Source organism: Kitasatospora sp. NPDC042419, assembly GCF_056437345.1.
Map to the genome: position 1 here is coordinate 262,403 of NZ_JBWKAW010000004.1, position 18,260 is coordinate 280,662.

General features: G+C 75.9%; 12 protein-coding genes. 7 read left to right on the forward strand and 5 right to left on the reverse strand.

Annotation, left to right across the window (positions count from 1 at the left end):
- Positions 1-109 precede the first annotated feature (109 nt).
- Both AC067J_RS11020 and AC067J_RS11025 read right to left on the reverse strand, forming a co-directional pair.
- Positions 110-3,265 (reverse strand): AAA family ATPase, encoded by a 3,156-nt coding sequence (locus AC067J_RS11020; RefSeq protein WP_478297785.1) that lies wholly within the window; start codon positions 3,263-3,265, stop codon positions 110-112.
- Positions 3,262-4,431, reverse strand: a complete 1,170-nt coding sequence (locus AC067J_RS11025; protein ID WP_478297787.1) for an exonuclease SbcCD subunit D — start codon at positions 4,429-4,431, stop codon at positions 3,262-3,264. The genes AC067J_RS11020 and AC067J_RS11025 overlap by 4 nt, the downstream gene beginning before the upstream one ends.
- A gap of 319 nt (positions 4,432-4,750) precedes the next feature.
- Between AC067J_RS11025 and AC067J_RS11030 the strand changes: the two genes are divergently transcribed.
- The 4 genes from AC067J_RS11030 to AC067J_RS11045 all read left to right on the forward strand — a co-directional run bounded on the left by AC067J_RS11030 (position 4,751) and on the right by AC067J_RS11045 (position 8,472).
- A complete protein-coding gene (locus AC067J_RS11030) occupies positions 4,751-6,088 on the forward strand; it encodes a hypothetical protein (RefSeq protein ID WP_478297789.1) in 1,338 nt (445 codons plus the stop codon).
- A gap of 207 nt (positions 6,089-6,295) precedes the next feature.
- On the forward strand, positions 6,296-6,961 hold the full coding sequence (locus AC067J_RS11035) for a hypothetical protein (protein ID WP_478297791.1): 666 nt from the start codon (positions 6,296-6,298) through the stop codon (positions 6,959-6,961).
- 73 nt (positions 6,962-7,034) lie between these two features.
- On the forward strand, positions 7,035-7,409 hold the full coding sequence (locus AC067J_RS11040; protein WP_478297792.1) for a VOC family protein: 375 nt from the start codon (positions 7,035-7,037) through the stop codon (positions 7,407-7,409).
- A 262-nt stretch (positions 7,410-7,671) separates the two neighbouring features.
- Positions 7,672-8,472 carry an SGNH/GDSL hydrolase family protein gene (locus tag AC067J_RS11045; protein WP_478297794.1) on the forward strand — a complete coding sequence of 267 codons (801 nt, stop codon included), beginning with the start codon at positions 7,672-7,674 and terminating at the stop codon, positions 8,470-8,472.
- A gap of 72 nt (positions 8,473-8,544) precedes the next feature.
- Here AC067J_RS11045 and AC067J_RS11050 read toward each other — a convergent pair whose 3' ends face one another.
- From AC067J_RS11050 to AC067J_RS11060, 3 genes are all read right to left on the reverse strand, one after another.
- Positions 8,545-9,474: a nitroreductase/quinone reductase family protein gene (locus tag AC067J_RS11050; RefSeq protein ID WP_478297796.1), complete on the reverse strand. Its 930-nt coding sequence runs from the start codon at positions 9,472-9,474 to the stop codon at positions 8,545-8,547.
- A gap of 644 nt (positions 9,475-10,118) precedes the next feature.
- Complete coding sequence (locus AC067J_RS11055) at positions 10,119-11,372, reverse strand: polysaccharide deacetylase family protein (protein ID WP_478297798.1); 1,254 nt, start codon at positions 11,370-11,372, stop codon at positions 10,119-10,121.
- Between the two features lie 207 nt (positions 11,373-11,579).
- Positions 11,580-13,424, reverse strand: coding sequence for an AMP-dependent synthetase/ligase (locus tag AC067J_RS11060; RefSeq protein WP_478298174.1), 1,845 nt, complete (start codon positions 13,422-13,424; stop codon positions 11,580-11,582).
- Between the two features lie 526 nt (positions 13,425-13,950).
- On the opposite strand from AC067J_RS11060, the gene AC067J_RS11065 reads away from it, so the two are divergent.
- The 3 genes from AC067J_RS11065 to AC067J_RS11075 all read left to right on the forward strand — a co-directional run bounded on the left by AC067J_RS11065 (position 13,951) and on the right by AC067J_RS11075 (position 18,193).
- A complete protein-coding gene (locus tag AC067J_RS11065; RefSeq protein WP_478297800.1) occupies positions 13,951-17,181 on the forward strand; it encodes a sensor histidine kinase in 3,231 nt (1,076 codons plus the stop codon).
- Positions 17,178-17,597, forward strand: coding sequence for a roadblock/LC7 domain-containing protein (locus tag AC067J_RS11070; protein ID WP_327682784.1), 420 nt, complete (start codon positions 17,178-17,180; stop codon positions 17,595-17,597). The genes AC067J_RS11065 and AC067J_RS11070 overlap by 4 nt, the downstream gene beginning before the upstream one ends.
- A gap of 191 nt (positions 17,598-17,788) precedes the next feature.
- Positions 17,789-18,193, forward strand: a complete 405-nt coding sequence (locus tag AC067J_RS11075) for a DUF742 domain-containing protein (protein WP_442906190.1) — start codon at positions 17,789-17,791, stop codon at positions 18,191-18,193.
- The last annotated feature ends 67 nt before the right edge of the window (positions 18,194-18,260 follow it).

The following is an 18,260-nucleotide window of genomic DNA, read 5'->3' on the forward strand; positions in this document are numbered from 1 at the left end:
TCCCCGGCGCCTGGTTTCCCGTTGTCCGGTTCTCAGCTTCCCGGTTCTCCGCTTCCCCGGGCTCCCCTTCCGGGGTCTCCGCGCGCTTCCCCTCCCCGGCCCGGGAGTCTCAGGCGTCCTCCCTCCCCGCAAGGGCCAGCGTGGAGCCGTGCCGGCCCTTGCGGACCAGCAGCTGGGCCGGGATCCGGCTCCGCAGGTCGGCGACGTGGCTGACGATGCCGACGGCGCGGTCCCGCTCGCGCAGACCGTCGAGGACGTCCATCACCTCCTCCAGGGTGTGTTCGTCGAGGCTGCCGAAGCCCTCGTCGATGAAGAGGGTGTCCAGCGGCATTCCGCCGGCTTCGTCGGTGACCACGTCGGCCAGGCCGAGGGCCAGTGCGAGCGAGGCGAAGAAGCTCTCGCCGCCGGAGAGCGTCGAGGTGTCGCGCTCCGTGCCGGTCCAGGCGTCCACCACCCGGAGCGCCAGCCCCGAGCGCTTGTTGCCGGTGCCCCGGTCGTCGCTGTGGACCAGGGTGTAGCGACCGCCGGACATCCTGACCAGGCGGTCGCTCGCCGCCGCGGCCACCTGCTCCAGCCGGGCCGCCAGGACGTAGGACTCCATCCGCATCCGCAGCCGGTTCTCGGTGGAGGTGCCGGCCGCGAGCGCGGCCAGCCGGTTGATCCGGCCGTACCTCGCCAGCGCCGGGGCGAGCGAGCCGGCCAGCTCGGTGAGCTGCCGCCCGATCCCGGCGAGCGCGTCACAGCGGGCGCGCGCCGCGTCCCGGGCGGCGTGCGCCCCGCGCAGGCGGTCGGTGGCGGCGTGGAGCCGCGCCTCGGTGCCGGGCAGGTCCGCCGGCGGGCAGGCTGCCGCCGAGGCCAGCTCCGGCTCGGCGAGCCGCCGCTCCGCCGCGGCCAGCTCCGCGCGGTGGCGTTCGAGGCGCAGCTCCAGCCGCTCGCGCTCCTCCCGGCGCAGCAGGACGGCGGTGGCCTCCTCCGGGGTCGGGAACCCGGCGGCCACGGCGGCCCGGGTCAGCTCGTCCTCCGCCTCCTTCAGCCGGTCCGCCGCCTCCGAGCCGGTCCGGGCGGCGCCCGCCAGCGCGGACACGGCGGAGGCGAGGCGGGTCAGGGCCGCTGCGCGGGCGGCGACCGACGGCGCGCCGCCCCGGGCCGCCGCCACCCGGCCGCCCAGCTCCTCGCGTTCGGCGCGGAGGGTGCGGACCCGGGCGGTGACCGCGGCGCTCCGCTCACGGGCGTCGCCGAGTGCGGCGAGCCGGGCCGCCTGCTCCCGGGTGGTCTGCTCGATCCGCCGCCCGACCGCGCCGAGCCCCTCCGCGACCCGTACCGCCGCGCGGTGCTCCCGGTCCAGCACGCCGAGCGCCTCGGACAGGGCGTCGGTGCTCTCCTCCCCGGCCGCCCCGGCGGCGGCCGCGTGGCGCACCTGGAGGCCGGCGAGCTCGCGTTCGGCGGTGTCGGCGGCCTGCTCGGCGGCCGCCTGGGCCGCCTGAGCGCGTTCCTCGTCCACCGCGCCGACCTGTTCACCGGACGGCCGGGCGGGTGCCGGGTGCTCGGCGGAGCCGCAGACCCGGCAGGGCGTGCCGGCCCGCAGCTGCGCGGCGAGTTCGGCGGCCATGCCGGTGAGCCGGAGCTCGCGGAGGTCCTGGCTGCGCCTCCGGGCGTCCAGCGCATCGGAGCGCAGCGTGAGCGCCCGCGGCCGGGCCCGGTCGATGTCCCGTTGCAGCGCGTCCCGGCCGCGCGCGGCGGTCAGGCGGGCCGTCAGCTCGCCGCGCCGGACGTCCAGCTGCTCGACGCGGGCGGCCGCGTCCCGGGCGGCGGACTGCTCCTCCTGGAGGGCGGCGAACCGGGCGTCGAATCCGGCCAGCCAGTCGGCAGCCTCCTCGGCGAGGTCCTCGGCGCGCTGCCGGTCGGCGGCCAGTGACGCCTGTGCGGCGTCCAGCTCGGCGCAGCGCCGCTCGTCCACCCCGGCCGCCTCCAGCCGGACCAGCTCGGCGCGCAGCCGGCGTTCGGCCTCGGCCAGCTCCTCCGCCTCGGCGTGCGCGAGCGCGCGGCCCTCGCCGTCCGGGCCGCCCGCCCCGGCCAGCGCCGTGCGGCGCCGGTGCTCCTCCTCGCGGGCCGCCCGGTGGGCGTCGGCGGCGGCGTCCCGCAGGTGCAGGACCGACTCGACCCCGAGCGCCGCCTGCGCCGCGGCCAGCCTGCGGTGGTCGGCCGCCCGGGCCGGCCCGTCCTCGGCGAGCCGGACGGCCTCGGCCGCCGCCTGCCGGTGGCGCTGCTGCCGGTCGGCCAGCTGTTCGGCGCCGGTCCGCGCCTGCCGGGCCTCCCGGTGGGCCTCCTCCGCGCCGGAGAGCGCGGCATCGGCCACGGCGAGCTGTTCGGCCGCGCCGCCGCGCAGCACGGCGGCCCAGCCGAGCACGCCGGTGGTCAGCTCGGTGCCGGCCTGCAGGCCGGCGGCCGCGCCGGGTTCGTCCTCGGCGGGCACCCAGCCCCCGGCGGGCTCGGCGCCGGGGCCGGCCGCCTGCTCGGCCTTGCTGGCCAAGTCCCGCAGTCGGCGGCGCCCGGCCTGGACGGCCGCCTCCTGCACCCGCCGCTGCTCGGCCAGCCAGGACTCCACGGACTGGAACCGCTCGGTGTCGAACAGCCGGCGCAGCAGCTTGCCGCGCTCCTCCGAGTCGGCCCTGAGGAACCGCGCGAAGTCGCCCTGCGGCAGCAGCACCACCTGGCAGAACTGGTCCCGGCTCATCCCGATCAGCCGGTGGATCTCCTCGCCGGCCTCCTGGTGCGACTTGCTGACCGCCCGCCAGCCCGGTCCGCCGCTGCCGTCGCCGGCGCTGTCGCCCGCGTTCCCGGTGCCGCCGCTCCCGGTGCCCCCGGCTGCGTCGCCGACGCCCCCGGCAACGTCGCCGCCGTCCGCCGACCACTCGCGGAGCAGGGTCTGGGCGCGCTCGACCGTCGTGCCCTTGCCGACCTTCTTCGGCCGCAGCTGCTCGGGCAGGCGGGTGATCTCCAGCCGCCGCCCGCCGAGCGTCAGCTCCAGCCGGACCGAGGTCAGCCGCTTCGGATCGGCGTGGTCGCTGCGCAGCCGGTTGGCCCGGCGGGTGCCGGGCACCTCGCCGTAGAGGGCGTAGCAGACGGCGTCCAGCACGCTGCTCTTGCCCGCGCCGGTGGCCCCGCGCAGCAGGAACAGCCCGCCGGCGGCGAGCGCGTCGAAGTCGACCGTCTCGGTGCCCGCGAACGGGCCGAACGCGGTCACGGTCAACCGGTGCAGTCTCATCGGGGCAGCTCCGCCTTCCGGTCGGCGGTCTCCCGGACGCGCTCGAAGCCCTCGCGCAGCCAGCCCAGCTCGTCGGCGTCCGGGTCGGCGCCGGGGCGGACGTGCCGCAGGAAGCCCTCGGCGATCTCCAGGTCCGTCCGCCCGGTGACCCGGGCCGCGTACGACGGGGAGGCGTCGGACGTCGTCTCCTCGGGTTCGAAGAGCAACTGGAGGGTGTGCGGGAAGCGCCGCCGCAGCCGCTCCATCGGCTCGGCCGGACGGCTCGGGTCGGTGAGGGTCGCCTGCACCCAGGAGCCCTCGGCCGCGGTGTGCCGCTCGTCGGTCAGCAGTTCGTCGAGCCGGCCGCGCAGCCGGGCCAGCGGCCGGGGCTGCGGGCAGTCGACCCGCTCGGCGGCGACCGAGCCGTCCGCCGCGAGGTCGACCAGCCACATCGTCTTGCGGTGGTCGGCCTCGGAGAAGGAGTAGGCGAGCGGGGAGCCGCTGTAGCGCAGGTGCGGGGCGAGCGTCTGGCATCCGTGCAGATGGCCGAGGGCGGCGTAGTGCACGCCGTCGAAGACGGACGCGGGTACGGCCGCGACGCCGCCGACCGCGATGTCCCGCTCGCTGTCGCTGGGCTCGCCGCCGGTCACGAAGGCGTGCGCCAGGACCACCGCCCGGGTGCCCGCCGGGCGCCCCGCGAGGTCGGCCCTGACCTGGTCCATCGCGGCGCCGAGCACCGCCGCGTGGCCGCCGCGCGCCAGACCGAAGCGCTCGCGGACCAGCGTCGGCTCCAGGTACGGCAGCCCGTAGACGGCGACCGGTCCGTGCTCGTCCGCGAGCAGCACGGGGGCGGCGCACTCGCCCGGGTCGGTCCGCAGGTGGACGCCGGCCCGGCCGATCAGGCCGGCACCGACGCCCAGCCGGCGGGCCGAGTCGTGGTTGCCGCTGATGAAGACCGTCGGCACGCCCAGGTCGGCCAGCCGGTGCAGCACGTCGTCGAACAGGGCGACCGCCTCCAGGCCGGGCAGCGCCCGGTCGTACACGTCGCCGGCGACCAGCACGGCGTCCACGCGTTCGGACCGGACCACCGCCACCAGGTGGTCCAGGAACGCGCGCTGGGCGTCGTGCAGGCTCTCCCGGTGGAACGAGCGCCCGAGATGCCAGTCGGAGGTATGCAGCAGTCGCATGGTCCCCGACCATAACGGGCGTCACTGACAACGCGGTCCGGAACGGCGGCGGAGGCCCGTCCGTCGGGGCCCGTCCCGGCGCCGGTCCGGTTGCTCTCGGTCGATTGTCAGTGACGGTGTGTATGTTCGCGGTCGTCGGCAGCCCCACGGCTCCGGGGCGGTCCGGTTCGGTGGGGCAGGCACCGGCGCGCACGACGACCGGCACGACGACCCGACCGAAGCCACGACCGAAGCCACGACCGAAGCCACGACCTAAGCCATGACCGAAGTCACGACCGAAGTCACAGCCACGAGCACGACCGAACGGAAGGACACGACCATGACCGGGCAGTTCCGCCTCCTCGACCTCCTCGACCTCTCGGGCCTCTCGGACCTCCACCACCGCGCCGGCCGGGGCCGCGGCCCGGCCGCCCCGGTGGGCTCCGGCTCCGACCCCGGCTCCGCCGTCCGCCGGGCGGCGCACTCGCGGGCGTCCGGACCGGCCCGGCGCCGCCCCGGACCGGGCGGCCCGGTCCGGGGCGCTGCGGACGGCCCGCCGGGAGGGCGGCCCCCGGGCGGTGGGGCGAGCGGCCCCGGCTCGCCCGGGCGGTCCGGGCCCGGTGCCCGGGAGCGGCGCCGGGGGCGTCCGCGCGGTGCGCCGCCGCCCCAGCCGGTGGCGCTCGCGCTGGTCGTCCGGGCCGCCGACTTCGTCGACCTGGCCCGGCACGGCCTCTTCGGCGAGCTGGCCTTCCGGGCCTACCTGCGGCGGACGGCGGTCCAGCTCCGGGCGCTGCACGGGCAGGGGTTGGAGGTGCACCTCCGGGTGCTCGACCCGGCCGACTACGAGGACTACTGCGCCGCGCTCGGCTTCGACCCGGCGGACGCGGCGGCGCGGGTCGCGTACGCGGCCGACCCCGAGCTGGCCGGGGAGCCGTTCGTCTACGCGGGCCAGCGGCTGCTCACGCTGCTGCCCGAGCTGGCCGACGACCACCGGGCCAGGGTGCGGATCTCCGTCGCCATGGCCGCACTGCTGACGGCTGTCGGCGAGGGGCCGCCGGGGGAGCGGCGGCTGGTGGCGGTGATGCGGTACGCCGTCGGCGTCTGTCTCGCGCTGGCCGAGGGCGCGGGCGAGGGCGCCCACCTGCTGACGCTCCGCTGCCACGGTCCCGAGGACGGTGAGGAGCTCGCCACGGCAGTGGACCTCAGGGTGGAGCGCGGGCGGCTCCTCGCCGGTGGGCGGGACACCGAGGCGTTCTGCGTGACGCTGGCGGCGGGCGTGGCCGCGGGCGGCGCGGGTGCCGTGGTCCTGCACGGTGATCCGGCGGTGCCCGGAGGCCAGACGGTGCGCGGCTGGGCGCTCGGCGGGGGGCGGCTGCGGCCGATGACCGTCCGGGAGGTGCTCGACTCGCTCGCCGACGACGTCGGGCGGGGCATGCCCTTCCCGCCCGCCGCCGTCCCGCTGCCGGGTTTCCCGCTCCCGGAGGCGCCGCCGGGCGGCCCGGGCCCCTCCGGCGGCCCCTCCGGCGGCCCCTCTGCCGGCCCCGCCGGCGGGCCGTTCGCCGGCCCGTCGCCGGAGGGTGCGGACCCGTCCGCCGGTCGCCCGCCGGGCGGCCCGGGTGCACCCGGCGGGGAGTCGGCCGGCGACCGTCCCGGGGAGGGTGGTGAGCCCATGGGCTGAGCTGCCCTTTCAGCCCTGCGCGTCCACCAAGCGGCGCTGGGGACTGTTCATCGACCGCCTGTTCGGGGAAGATTTCGGGGAAGATCAACAGCGGGAACGGCCGGTGCCCCACGCCGTCGTTCCCGCCGCTCAGCCCCGAACCGCGCGCACTGCGGGTCCCCCCGCGCACCGTCGGTCCGGCGAGCCCGACACCGAAAGGGGGGACGCATGAGCCGGATCGAGTTCAGCGCGGAGATCGCCGAGCTGCTCGGGAAGGTGCGCCGGCGTCCCACCGCGGGCTGGCCGTGGCGGCCCGGCGAGCGGGTGCCCGCGGGCCTCCCGGTCAAGCAGTCGTGGGGGTGGCTGTTCACCCCCGACGGCCGGGTGCTGACCCTGGTCAACCCGAAGGACGGCATCGTCTCCCTCCCCGGCGGCTCCCTGGAGCCGGAGGACGCCGGCGACCCGGGCGCCGCGCTGGCCCGCGAGGCGGCCGAGGAGGCCCAGGCGCTGATCGGCACGCCGCACTACCTGGGCTACCTCTACGACCGGGTCGGTTCGGCCAACAACGGGCACGAGTGCGCCCGGGTCCGGATGGCCGCCGCACTCCGGGCGGTCGGCCCCAGTGCGCCGGATCCCGCCTCGGGGCGGCACTACCGGCGGCTCCTGGTCGCGCCCGGACTCGCGGTCGAGCTGCTCGGCTGGGGTGCGCCCGGCCTGCGCCAGGCCCGTGCGGCGGTGGCGAGCGCCGTGCGGTGGCTGGGCGTGCCGGCGGCCGCCAACGAGGCCATCGAGGAGCTTCCGACCGAGGGCTGCGAGGTGTTCCCCGGCGCGGCGCCGGCCGTCCCGGGGGCGCCGCGCACCGACAACGGGCCGGACCGTAGGGTGGCGGACTGACCGTCCGTCGGAGCGGACGGTGCCGCGGCGGACGGCATCGCCGCGGCCGACGGCGGAGCGGGGGAGTGTGCAGGTGACGGTGCCGCACCCGGGCGGGTTGTTCCACCACGTGGAGCTCTGGACGGACGACCTCGCCGTGGCCGAGTCGCAGTGGGGTCCGGTGCTGCTCGCGCTCGGGTGCGAGCCCTTCCAGCACTGGCCGAGCGGGCGCAGCTGGCGGCTCGGTGGGGCGTACCTGGTGATCGAGCAGTCCCCGGCCCTGCTGCCGGGCGGTCACGAGCGGCTGCGGGCCGGTCTCAACCACCTCGCCGTGCACGGTACGCGCGAGGCGGTGGGCGCCGCGCTCGCGGCAGGCTGGACGGTGCGGGTGGACACCGGCGAGGCCACCCATCTGATCGACCGCCAGGGGTTCGAACTGGAGATCGTCCACGGAGGCGAGCCGGCCTGACGGGGCCGCCGCTGTGCCCCGCTGCGGCCGTGGCCGTAGTCGTCGCCGTCGTCACCTTCACTGTCGCCCCGGGGTGTTGTCCCGCCGTCCCCCGAACGGGTTGTCCGTCGCACCGGCGTGCACGCCGCACTTTCGGTCGCCCGCAGGGCAGTTCACTCCTCCGTTGTCAGACAGACCGTCAATTGTCTTGGCATGAGCGCTTCCCGTGTTACCTACCGCCTGGTATCAAATTGTGTGACGCACGTCACTCCCAGGAGGTGTCATGCTACGTCCTGCCCGTGCCATGTCCGTCGCCACCCTCGCGGCGCTCCTTTCCCTGACCACCCTCTTCACGGCTTCCTCGGCCCACGCCGCCGGCGTCAACTACGTCGCGCTCGGCGACTCGTACGCGTCCGGCCTCGGGGCCGGCAGCTACACCGGCGAGAGCGGAAGCTGCAAGCGGAGCACCAACGCGTACCCGTACCTCTGGAAGAACGCGCACGCGCCGTCGTCCTTCGCCTTCGTGGCCTGCTCGGGCGCCAGAACCGGCGACGTGCTCAACAACCAGCTCTCGGCACTGAACTCCGGCACCACGCTGGTCAGCATCAGCGTCGGTGGCAACGACGCGGGCTTCGCCAGCACCATGCAGACCTGCGTGCTGGACTCCGAGAGCGCCTGCCTCAACGCCGTCGCCACCGCGAAGAACTACGCCACCACGACCCTGCCCGGCAAGCTCGACCAGGTGTACGCGGCCATCCACGCCAAGGCGCCCAACGCCCGGGTGGTCGTGCTGGGCTACCCCCACCTCTACAAGGTCGGCGGCAGCTGCATCTTCGGCATCGGCGACACCAAGCGGGCCGCCATCAACAGCGCCGCCGACGTGCTCGACGAGGTGCTCGCCAAGCGCGCCGCCAACGCGGGCTTCGCCTTCGGCGACGTTCGTTCCGTCTTCCGGGAGCACGAGATCTGCGGCTCCGGCACCACCTGGCTGAACAGCACCACCCTGCCGATCGAGGAGAGCTACCACCCGAAGGCCTCCGGCCACTCGGGGGGCTTCCTGCCGGTCTTCTCCGCCCAGGCCTGACCGGTCGGACCGGCTCGCGGGGTGCGCCCGCCGCCCGCCGCCCCCACGGGGCGGGGGCGGCGGGCGCACCGCTCACCGTCCCGGCGGGAAGGGGATCTGTGCGAGCACCGGCAGCAGCTCCCGTTCCTCGTAGGCGAGGTGGGACTCCAGCTCGGCGGACATCCGGGCCAGCTCGGCCCGGAACCGCTCCGGTTCGGCCGAACCGATGTCGGACACCAGCGCCACCAGCTCGTCCTTGAGCGCGGCCACCGTCCGGTGCTCCTCGGCCAGCCGGTCGAGCACCTCCCGCAGATGCGGGTGGCTGCGGGCCAGGGCAGGGAAGACGCCTCGGTCCTCCCCGGTGTGGTGGACGGTCAGTCCCTGGCAGAACGCCAGGCAGTGCTGACGGATCTGCAGCCCGAGCGCCGCCGAGGCGCGCCCGCCGTCCGCCGCCGGGCCGCCGTCCGCCGCCGGGCCGCCGTCCGCCGCCGGGCCGCCGTCGGCCGCCGGCCGGCCCGCGAAGTGTGCGTCGGTCTCGGCCCGTACGTGCCGCAGCTGGGCGCGCAGCCAGTTGTGCACCTCCAGCAGCTTGTCGGCGAGGTTCGCCACCTCGTGGGGCCCGGTCTCGGCCGCTTCGCTGTCGGGCCGCTCCAGCACGACGACCGGGAGCACCCGGTCGGTGTGCGCCTGGTAGTCGCCGTACCCGGGGGCCGCCCGCACCACGGCCTCGAACAGCCGGTCCCGCCGCGCGCCCTCGCTGGGCACGGCGACGGCGTCGAACTCCTCGGTGCCGAGCTCCACCCCGACGACCGGGTTGGCGAGCAGGTTGCGGTACCACTGCGGGTGCTCGGGCGCCCCGGCCGCCGAGGCGACGACCAGGAGCAGGCCCTCCGCCCGCACGTACCCGAGCGGCACCGTGTGCTCCCGGCCGGTGGTGGCGCCGGTGGTGGTCAGGAGGAGCAGGTCGCCGCCCTCGAAAGGGCCGCCGACGCGGCCGCCGTTGGACCGGAACTCCGCGATCACCGCTCGGTTGAACGAGTCGAATGCGGAGGCGGAGTCGGACGGGCTCGACGCACCGGCCGGAGTGGATGAATCGGCCGGAGCGGACGCACCGGCCGGAGCGGACGAATCGGATGAGCTGGATGAATCGGACGAGTTGAAAGAGCTGGCAGACACGGACATACGCCTGTGGATTCTCCGAACATGGGGAGTGAAGGCCACAGCGGCACACCGGTTCCGGCGCGGCAGGCGACAGGACGAAGCGAGCGCGCGGGCAACCGCCGCGGCCGCTTGCGTCAGATCAGGGGAGCGGAGTGAGAACTCATCGCGCATCGTCCCTCGGTGAAAGGTGCTCGCTCGGTCGCCGGCCGGCCCACATCTCTTTGGCCGGCGCCACGCTGCACCTGATCATTAGAGCCAGCGGGTCCGCAGTCTGTCAACGAGCAGGATCACGACGGGTCCCGGCCCGGCCCCCGCCCGGCCCCGGCCCGACGCCGACGGGGCACCGATGCCCGCCCGGCCACCTCGCCGCGTCGTCGCCGCATCGTCACCGCGCCGTCACCGGGCCGTCACCGGGCCATCGCCGGGCCACCCGGGAGGCGAGCGGAAACGGCGGGGCCGCCGCCGGTCCCCCCGGGATCGGCGGCGGCCCCGCCTGGAGGAAGGCCTCAGCGCAGGTAGGAGGTCAGGCCGGCGGGCTTCAGGCCGGCGGCCTCGGCGGCGGCCAGGGCGCGCTGGAGGTCCGTGGCCAGGGTGTCGGTCCAGTGCAGCAGCACGACGTCGCCGGGCGACAGCGTGCCTTCGTGCCAGACGTTGGAGGCGCCCCAGCTGAAGTCGGCGTCGGCGGTCAGCACGTGGCGGAAGCCGCAGTTGGCGGCCGCCTGCAGGGTGACGGCGTTCCAGGCGAAGTACGGCGGGCGGAACACGGTCGGCGTGGTGCCGAAGGTCCTGGTCAGGGCGTCCCGGGCGTCGCAGATCTCCACCTGCTGCTCGGCGAGCGAGAGCGTGCTGAGGTCCGTGTGCGAGACGCTGTGGTTCTGGATGGACGAACCGGGGGCGGCGGTGACCCGCTGGAAGAAGCCCGGGTCGGCGGCGGCCGGCATCGGCAGCGGGAAGGCGGTGATCGGCAGCTTGTGGTCGGTGATGAACTGCTCGGCCTCGGGGGTGCGCTGCCAGCCGTCGTCGACGGTGAAGAAGACCACCCGGTCGCTGGTCGGCACGGAGCCCGCGCCGGTCGCGGGTGCGGGCAGGGGGCCGTCCACCTGGACGTCGTCGACGGCGAACGGGCCCTGCTGGTACCAGCCGTGGACGTAGAGGCGGACGGTGCTCGCGGTCGGCCCGGTGGTGAAGCGGGTGGTCAGCCGCTGCCAGCCGCCGTTGGTGTTCTCCGTCCAGGAGGGGGCGGTCGGGCGGTCGGTGCCGGTGGCGCCGAGGAAGACGTACTTCCCGCGGACCCAGGCGGAGGCGGTGTAGGTGGTGTTGGGCTGGACGGAGACCGTCTGCACGCACTCGCCGGTGGAGTCGTCGCCGGCCGGGGTGACCCCGAGGGCGGACGTCCCCGAGTGCGGGGCCGCGGTGGTGAGGGCGGCCTCGGCCGGGCCGCCGGTGCAGCGCCAGCCGGGCACGCTGCCCCACTCGGCGAGCGAGGAGGCGGGGATCTCGAACCCGGGGTTGGTGGCCAGGTTGACGCCGGCAGCGGCGGCGGCAGCAGCAGCGGCGGCGGCGGGAGCGGGGGCGTTCGGGGCGTCCGCCGACGCGGGCACGGCGAAGCCGGCGACCAGCAGCGCCGCCGAGGCGGCCAGCGCGGAGAGGCGCGCGGTGACCCGCGAGCCGGTGCGCCCGGGGACGGGCGAGGCGCTCGGGCGGGGCGGGACGCCCGCCGCGGGGCGGGACGGGCGGCGCGCGGACAGGCGCGAGGACATGGACACGTGGCGACTCCTGCGTGGGGGACGCGCCCGTGGGGAGGGCGCGAGGAGAAACGGGTTGGGGCGCTCCCCGAGGGGCGGGAGCCGTTGGCGTGCCGCACTCAGACCGAGGCAAAACAATGGACTGGACCACTCGGATCGTCAAGGGAACGGCCGGTGAAACACGCGCTGTCCGCCGGGCGGCAAAAGGGACAAGACGATCCGTCAGGGGACGTACAGCTCCTCGATGTCCTGCGCGTAGTACTCCGTGATCGCCGCCCGCCGCAGCTTCAGCGAGGGCGTCATCAGCCCCTGGTCCTGCCCGAACTCGCGCGGCAGCAGCCGGAACGCGCGGATCGACTCGGCCCGCGAGACGGCCGTGTTGGCCGCCGCCACCGCCCGCTGGATCTCGGCGTGCAGATCCGCGTCCGAGAGCACCGCCCACGGGTCCAGCTGTTCGCGCCCGTGCGACTTCAGCCAGTGCGCCAGCGCCGCCGGGTCGAGCGTGATCAGCGCGGCCACGTACGGGCGGTCGTCCCCGACCACCAGGCACTGGGAGACCAGCGGGTGTGCCTGCACCCGGTTCTCCAGGGCGGCGGGGGCGAGGTTCTTGCCGCTGCTGGTGACGATCAGGTCCTTCTTGCGGCCGGTGATCGTCAGGTAGCCGTCCTCGTCGAGGGTGCCGAGGTCGCCGGTGCCGAACCAGCCGTCGTACAGCGACTCGGCGGTGCAGCGCGGATGGTTGAGGTAGCCGCCGAACACGCCGGGGCCGCGCACCCACACCTCGCCGTCGTCGGCGATCGCCACGGTGGCGCCCGGGACCGGGCGGCCGACCGTGCCCGCCTTCGGGCGGCCGGCCGGGTTGGCGGTGACCGCCGCGGAGGTCTCGGTCAGCCCGTAGCCCTCGTACAACTGGAAGCCGATCCCCGTGAAGAAGAGGCCGACCTCGCGGTCGAGCGTCGACCCGCCGCACATCATCCCGCGGACCCGGCCGCCGAGCACCGCGCGCAGCCGCTGGTAGACCGTCCGCTCGTAGGCCAGGTGGCGCAGCCGCAGACCGGTGCCCGGGCCCGGCCCCCGGCCGAAGGCGCGCTGCTCCCGGGCGGTCGCCCAGTCGACCGCCACCTGGCGGGCCTGCTCGAAGAGTTCCCCGCGCCCGGCCTCCTCGGCCGCCCGGCGCGCCTGCTGGAACACCTTGTCCAGGACGTACGGGACGACGTGCAGGAAGGTCGGGCGGTACGAGGCGAGCGCGGGCAGCAGGAAGTCGGTGGAGACCTCGGGGACGTGGCCGATCCGGAACCCGCCGCGGACCGCCGCGATCTGCACCATCCGCCCGTACACGTGCGCCAGCGGGAGGAACAGCAGGGTGGAGGCCTGGCCGCCGCCGGTGTCCGCGAAGATGTCGCCCCAGCCGTCGAGCAGGGCGTCGGCCGCAGAGGCCAGGCCGGCGTGCGTGATCAGGCAGCCCTTGGGGCGGCCGGTGGTGCCCGAGGTGTAGACGACGGTGGCGATGTTCTCCCCGGTGACACCGAGCCGCTGGCGGTGGACCAGCGAGTCCGGCACGCCGCGCCCGTCCTCGACGATCGAGGTGACGCAGTCCCGGTCGAGCTGCCAGATGCCGGTCAGCTCGGGTAACGCGTCGCAGACCGCCCCCACGGTCATCGCGTGGTCCTCGTTCTCGACCAGGCAGGCGACCGCCTGGGTCTCGGCGAGGATCCAGCGGACCTGCTCCGGGGCGGCGGTCGGGTAGATCGGGACGGGGATCGCGCCGACCGACCAGAGCGCGTAGTCGAACAGCGTCCACTCGTAGCGGGTGCGGGACATCAGGGCGACCCGGTCGCCGTAGCGCACGCCGCGGGTGAGCAGGCCCTTGGCGAGGGCCAGCACCTCGTCGCGGAAGGCCGCAGCGGTCACCTCGTGCCACTCGCTCCCGGGGGCGCCGCGCGTCCCGTCGGAGCGGCGGGCCAACTGGACCAGGCCGGGCGAGCGTTCGGCGGTGTCGTACAGCGAGTCCGCCAGTCCGCCGGTGACCGGCGGTCCGGCCGGGGCGGGGGTGGTGAACTCGCGCACGATCCCCCCGATCACCCCGATCCCTCCTGCAGGTGGAGCGAAACTATCGGATAGCTCCCCGACTGCCCAGGGTTGTGACCGTGACGCGACGAGATCGGCACCGGCCCACGGGGGGAGTGCCGGGGAGGGGCGGGCGCGGAGCCTCGGCAATGCGGTGGGATACGGGATCTTGGGAACGATCCGGACACGATCCGGGCGGGTGCGGGAAGAGGACGGGTTCGACCCTCGAACGAGTGGTCAGAGCGTAGTAGGCTCTCGCAGACCTCGGGCCCCGGGCCTCTCCGGCCGGGCCCGAATCCGTACCGATCCGTACCCGACCGACACTTGGTCCATACCACTTATCGTCCACGCCCTGTTTCCGCCCGCCCCGTTTCCCCCGGCCCCGCTCCCCGGCCCGCTCGACCCGCTCCCGCCCAGCCCGGCTCCCAAGCCCGGAGCCCAGGCCCGGACCCCCGCCCGGACACCCGTCCGGGCAGCCCCGCCCCCGCACCCCGTCCGCGCCTGGCACTTCCCGACCGAGGACTCCATGCGTCTGCGCAGCAGCTCGATCCGCGCGAAGATCATCGCGCTGCTCCTGGTGCCCATCGTGGCCCTCACCGCCCTCTGGGTGTACGCGACGCTCGCCACCACCGGCGACGTCTGGAGCCGGTTGGAGATCAGTAGTACGTACGAGAAGTTCGGTGCCCCGGTCGACCGGTACGCACACGATCTCCAGGACGAGCGCCGGGCCGCCGTCAAGCGGCTGGCCGACCCCGCCTCGCGGGCCGGCCGGGACGCCTTCGAACAGGCCCAGGCCGCCACCGACCGGAGCCTCGCCGTACTGCGGCAGCTGAAGGAGGGCAGCGACGGCGGCCGGCTCGACGAGGCGCAGCGCGGCCGCTTCCTGCAGGTCCTCGCCGCCGCCGACCAACTCGCCCCGCTGCGCTCCCAGATCAACCGCGGGGCGCTCAACTGGGAGTTCACACTCGGCCAGTACAGCGACCTGGTCAAGCCGACCTTCGGCTTCCGGTCCGCCTTCGTCGCCCGCCAGAGCGGCCAACTCCCGCGCCAGGGGACGCTCCTGATCGAGCTGGTACGCGCCCGCGAGTACCTCGCCCAGGAGGACGCGGCGATGGAGGGGCTGCGCACGTCGACCGGCCGGCCCACCGCCGAGCAGTACCAGGTGGCCCTCGACGCCCTGCACAACCAGCAGGCGCTGTTCACCGTCTACATCGCCGAGCTCGACCCGGTCGACCAGGCCGACTACATCGCGCTGCGCGGCGGCGAGGCCTGGGCCGCGCTGGCCCGGGCCGAGGCCGACTTCGTCGGCGCGGGCGGCCCGGAACGGGTGGTGCAGGCGATCAACGGCGACGACTGGCGGGAGACCGCGGACCGTGCGCTGGGCGACCTCGCGGCGATCAACGCCCGGCTCTCCGGCACGATCGGCGACCGCGAGCACTCCTACGCCATCGGGCTGCTCTGGCGCGGCGGCATCGCCGGTCTGATCGGCCTGGTCGCCGTGGTGCTGTCGGTGCTCATCTCCTACCGGATCGGCCGCGGCCTGGCCCGCGAGCTGATCGGCCTGCGGAACGCGGCCAACGAACTCGCCGGCACCCGCCTGCCCTCGGTGATGCTCCGGCTGCGCAAGGGCGAGGCCGTGGACGTCGCGGCCGAGGCGCCCGAGCTGCAGTTCGGCCCCGCCGAGATCGGCCAGGTCGGGCGGGCGATCAACGCCGTGCAGCGGGCCGCCGTCGAGGCCGCCGTCGAGCAGGCCGAGCTGCGCCGCGGGGTCTCGGCGGTCTTCGTCAACCTGGCCCGCCGCAGCCAGGTGCTGCTGCACCGCCAGCTGACGCTGCTGGACACGATGGAGCGGCGCACCGAGGACCCGGCGGAGCTGGAGGACCTGTTCAAGGTCGACCACCTCACCACCCGCATGCGCCGGCACGCCGAGGGCCTGATCATCCTGGCCGGCGGCTCGCCGGGCCGGGCCTGGCGCAAGCCGGTGCGGATGGTGGACGTGGTCCGTGCCGCGGTCGGCGAGGTCGAGGACTACGCGCGGGTGACCGTCCGGCCGTTCCCGGGGACGGGGCTGCTCGGCAGCGCGGTCGCGGACGTCACCCACCTGGTCGCCGAGCTGGTCGAGAACGCGGCAGTGTTCTCCCCGCCGAGCACCCAGGTCACCGTCCAGGGCGAGGTGGTGGCGCACGGCTTCGCGCTGGAGATCGACGACCGCGGGCTCGGGCTGAGCGAGTCGGCGCTCGCCGAGACCAACGAACGCCTCGCGGTGGAGCAGGAGTTCGACCTCGCGGACACCGACCGGCTCGGGCTGTTCGTGGTCAGCCGGCTGGCCCGGAGGCACGGCATCCGGGTCCACCTGCGGCCCTCGCCGTACGGGGGGACCACGGCGGTGGTGCTGATCCCGCGCGAACTGCTGGCCGAGGCACCGGACGGACTGGCCGAGCCGCCGCCGGCCACCGCCACGGCCGCCGCCGCGGCTACGGCCGCGGGCCCGGTCGGGCCGTCCGGCGGGCGGCGTCCCGTGGCGGGGCGGCGCGGGCAGCGGGACCTCGTCGCGGTGCCCCCGCTCGGCGCGGACGGCCGGGACGGCGGTCCGTACGGCTCCGGTGCCGAGGGTGCCGGTGTCGACGGCTCCGGTACCGGCGGCCCGGCCCTCGTCAACGGCCAGGGCGGACGGCACCGGGGCGCCGGCGGACCACGCCCCTCGGCGCCCGAACCTGCCCGGACGCCGGGCGGGCTGCCGCGCCGTGCCAGGGGCAGCGGCGGGCCCGTCCTGGTACCGGCTCCCCCCGGTGAGCCCACCGGGGCGGGCACCGGACGCCACCGCCGGGAGGACGCGTCCGCGTCCGCACCCGAGACCGTGCAGATCGGCGGGACACCGGCCGGCGGGACGCCCTCCGGCGGAGCACCTCTCGCCGGGGTGCCCCTCGCGGGGGTGCCCCTCGGCGGGATGCCTCTCGGCGGGATGCCCCTCGACGAGATGCCTCTCGACAGGGCGGGGGCCGAGGCGGGCGCGCTCCCGCGGGCCGCCGCGACCCCACGGGGCGTCACGACCACAGGAGCCGCCGGAGCCGCCGGAGCTGCCGGAGCCGGCGGAGCCGCAGGAGGCGCCGGGGCTCCCGCGCAGGGTGCCCTGCCGCGCCGGATCCGGCAGGCGAACCTCGCCCCGCAGTTGCGGGACCGCGCCACCGCCCAGCAGGGCGGGCGTCCCGACGGCGACGCCGACCCCGCTCGCGAGCGCTCGCCCGAGGAGGCCCGGGCCACCTTCGCCTCCTTCCAGCGGGGGTTCACCCGGGGCCGGCGCGACGGCACCCCGTCCGCGGCACCGCGCCCGGCGTCGTCCGACGGCGCCGGGACCGGGTTCGGGTCAGGGTCCGCAGCCGCCCCCGCGCCCGCGTCCGTCTGGCAGCCGCCGAACCCGGACCGCCGCGCGATCTCCCCGGCACCCGCTCCGGCGGCGCTGCCCGGCCCCGCCACCGGCGAACCGGCGCCGCTGGCCCGCCGCGCGCCCGTCCCGCCGCCGACCCGGATCGCCCCGGCTCGGCCCCCGCTCGCGGAACCGAGCGCACCCACCGGTCCGTTGACCGACGGACCGGCCGCACGCACCGCACCACCCGCAGGACCAGCACGACCCGCGCGATCCGCTTCATCCGTGCCACCCTCTGCACCCGCACGACCCGTTCCACCCGTACGACCCGTACGACCCGCACCATCTGTACGACCCGCATCACCCGCTCCAGCGGAAGGAACAGATTCATGACCATGTCGACGCAGTCGTCCGGAGACCTCAACTGGCTCCTGGACGACCTGGTAGGGCGCGTCGCGGCCCTGCGGCACGCGGTGATCCTCTCCAGCGACGGGCTGGCCACCGGCGCCTCCCGCGACCTCGACCGCGAGGACGCCGAGCACCTGGCCGCCGTCGCGGCCGGCTTCCACAGCCTGGCGAAGGGCGCCGGCGGGCACTTCAAGGTCGGCGGCGTCCGCCAGACCATGGTCGAGCTGGACGAGGCCTTCCTGTTCATCACCGCGGCCGGCGACGGCAGCTGCCTGGCGGTGCTGAGCGAGGCCGAGGCGGACATCGGCCAGATCGCCTACGAGATGGCCCTGCTGGTCAAGCGGGTCGGTGAGCACCTGGCCGCCGAGCCGCGCGCCGACGTGGCCCCGCCGGTGAGATGAGCGGCCCGATGGCGGAGGAGGAGTCGAGGCGCGTGCCGGACGGTCCGGACGCGGACGGTCGGACCACGGGTGACCGGAGCGCGGGCGACCGGACCGGAGGCGACCGGGCCGCGGGTGATCCGGCCGCCGATGCCCGGGCCGCGGACGGCCCGGAACCGGCCGGTTCGGATGCGGACGAGTCCGAGCTCGACCTGTTCCGGCCGCGCACCCCGGTCGACGACCGCTGGTTCGACGACGACGCCGGCCCGGTGGTGCGGCTCTACTCGATGACCCGCGGCCGGACCAGGCCGGTCGAGGACGGCCTGTTCGACCTGATCTCGCTGATCACCGCCGCCGACCCCGCGCCGGCCGCGGGGGCGGTGCCCGCGCACGTGCTCGACCCGGAGCACCAGACCATCCTGGCCTGGTGCCGCCGGGAGCCGCTCTCCGTGGCCGAACTGGGCTCCTACACCGATCTGCCGGTCAGTGTGGTGCGCGTCCTGCTCGGCGACCTCTACGACGCCGAACTGATCAGCGTCACCCGACCCGTTCCGCTCGCCGAGCTGCCGGACGAGCGCCTGTTGCGAGACGTGATCAATGGACTCCGTGCGCTCTGACCTCCCCGCGACCGCCGCCTCCGCTCCCACCGCCGCCGGTCCCGCCGCCACCGCCCCGGCCGACGGT

Excerpts from the sequence above, each read along its gene's own strand:
- AC067J_RS11025 (WP_478297787.1), bottom strand. The coding sequence starts at position 4,431 with ATGCGACTGCTGCATACCTCCGACTGGCATCTCGGGCGCTCGTTCCAC.
- AC067J_RS11020 (WP_478297785.1), bottom strand. The coding sequence starts at position 3,265 with ATGAGACTGCACCGGTTGACCGTGACCGCGTTCGGCCCGTTCGCGGGC.
- AC067J_RS11030 (WP_478297789.1), top strand. The coding sequence starts at position 4,751 with ATGACCGGGCAGTTCCGCCTCCTCGACCTCCTCGACCTCTCGGGCCTC.
- AC067J_RS11055 (WP_478297798.1), bottom strand. The coding sequence starts at position 11,372 with ATGTCCTCGCGCCTGTCCGCGCGCCGCCCGTCCCGCCCCGCGGCGGGC.
- AC067J_RS11045 (WP_478297794.1), top strand. The coding sequence starts at position 7,672 with ATGCTACGTCCTGCCCGTGCCATGTCCGTCGCCACCCTCGCGGCGCTC.
- AC067J_RS11065 (WP_478297800.1), top strand. The coding sequence starts at position 13,951 with ATGCGTCTGCGCAGCAGCTCGATCCGCGCGAAGATCATCGCGCTGCTC.
- AC067J_RS11070 (WP_327682784.1), top strand. The coding sequence starts at position 17,178 with ATGACCATGTCGACGCAGTCGTCCGGAGACCTCAACTGGCTCCTGGAC.
- AC067J_RS11035 (WP_478297791.1), top strand. The coding sequence starts at position 6,296 with ATGAGCCGGATCGAGTTCAGCGCGGAGATCGCCGAGCTGCTCGGGAAG.